General features: G+C 35.9%; 1 protein-coding gene and 1 pseudogene. One reads left to right on the forward strand and one right to left on the reverse strand.

Annotation, left to right across the window (positions count from 1 at the left end; all coding sequences use genetic code 11):
* The coding region (locus RT405_RS04720) for an extracellular solute-binding protein (RefSeq protein WP_313468001.1) at positions 1-965 on the reverse strand (965 nt) is incomplete at its 3' end.
* A gap of 531 nt (positions 966-1,496) precedes the next feature.
* On the opposite strand from RT405_RS04720, the pseudogene RT405_RS04725 reads away from it, so the two are divergent.
* Positions 1,497-1,920: pseudogene (locus RT405_RS04725) on the forward strand (carbohydrate ABC transporter substrate-binding protein); the annotation flags it as partial.

The following is a 1,920-nucleotide window of genomic DNA, read 5'->3' on the forward strand; positions in this document are numbered from 1 at the left end:
CCCCAACTGTAATGCCCAGAACCTTCTGTTTTTTCTGGTAAAAGAGCAACACCGAAATTGATATCGTGATCTAATTCATTCAATTCGACTAGATAGTTAATATTTTGACCTCTCATAGCAACGAGTTCGGATACAAATGGATCAGCAATGCCAGCTCCGAATTCAGCTTCGTAAGAATCTACTGTGCTTTTTCCAATGTGTTTTTGCCAGTCTAAAATCCATTGAAGTGAGTCGACTTTATCTGGAGTATTGATTTTTACATTATCTTTATCATCAAACCAGCTTACTCCATTATCAGCGTTAAGAGCCCATACATCTGGTCCAGTGCTCCAAAGAGGATAAAACCCGATCGTTTTCCACTTGTCACCATCTTTTTCTTCTAAAGCAGCTGCATCTTTTTCTAAGTCAGCCCAAGTAGCAGGCGGTGTTTCAGGATCTAATCCGGCTTTTTCAAATAAGTCTTTATTATAAAAAAGGACTTGTGTGTCTGTATTGAACGGTAGTCCATAGACATCGTCTTCAAAAGTTGCAGCGTCTAATAATTGTGGATAAAACCTTCCCTTAATGTCTTCATCTTCTTTATCGATATACTCTTGTAAATCAATAGCTTGATTCGCATCAGCCCGTTGTCTAACAGAGTTGATGTCTTGGATGATGACATCAGGCGGATTACCAGCAGCTACAGAGGCAAGAGACTTGGTCCAGATATCTCCCCAAGGTTGAAACACATGTTTCACAACGATATCATCTTGTTTTTCATTGAAGTCGGAAATGATTTTTTCAACTGCTTCATTCCGCGGACCAGATCCCCAGAAACTCCAAAATTCTAGTTCTACAGGACCATCGCCTGATTTTGTACTTGATTTTTCATTAGCTGTTTCATTATTTCCGCCGCAACCAGCAAGCAGGAAGACGGAGCTAACGGTTAAAGCTACTGTTGTCCAAAAACGTTTTTTTGTTTTCATCTTTTCCCCACCTCAACTTTTTTATATTCAAACAAATGTGTTAAAAGTATAAGAGCTTGATAACTATTTAAAACAGCACCTCCTAGAAAGTAGAATATTGATATAAGAGATTAATGCTATAAAAGAGTCTCACTAAAAAAGCAACCCCTTACAATATAAAAGTAAAAAAATAAACATTTTCTAGAAAACACCCTAAGCAGCTTAAATAGGTACTTAAACTACTTCAAAGAGTGATACAGATAATGAAAAGTACCACTTCTTTTTTTGGAAGTTTATCTTCTTTTAAAGTATAACACTATAAGGATTTTGTCAATTTTAAAGACGTTAATAGAGAGACAAAAAAGAAACCGTTGATACTATTTCGTTGATACTACTCTTAAGTGTACTTCTTCTTCTCCTTTCTCGTATATTGCTTTTACCAGATAGAAAGAGGTTCTTTTATAAAAAAAAATAAAAATATGATATGATAATGAAAACGCAAACAAAAAATAGGAATGCGTTTTAATTCTGTAGAAAATGGAGGGGACGGAAATGAAAAAGTTGGCTGTTTTACTTTATGGTGTAGTAGGGATGACTTTGTTGGCTGCATGTACGGGTTCTGATGGAACGGATTCAAAACAATCTAACAGTTCAAAAGATACTGCGTTGACAGTTTGGGCTTGGGATAAGAATTTTAATATTCCAATTATGGAAAAAGCAGGAGAGTATTACAAAAAAGACGGACATGAAGATTTTAAGTTGACCATTTCTGAAATGTCTAACGATGATACTAAACAGAAACTGGTTTCTGGATTTACATCAGGTGTCTCAGAAGGACTGCCGGATATCGTATTAGTGGAAGACTATGATGCTCAAAGCTTTTTAACTAATTACGACGGGAAGTTTGCTGATTTATCAGATGAAATCGATTTTTCACAATTTGCAGAATATAAAGTCGACGCCGTTTCTCAAGGTA

The sequence above is a fragment of the Carnobacterium sp. genome (assembly GCF_032094055.1).
Taxonomy (GTDB): Bacteria; Bacillota; Bacilli; order Lactobacillales; family Carnobacteriaceae; genus Carnobacterium_A.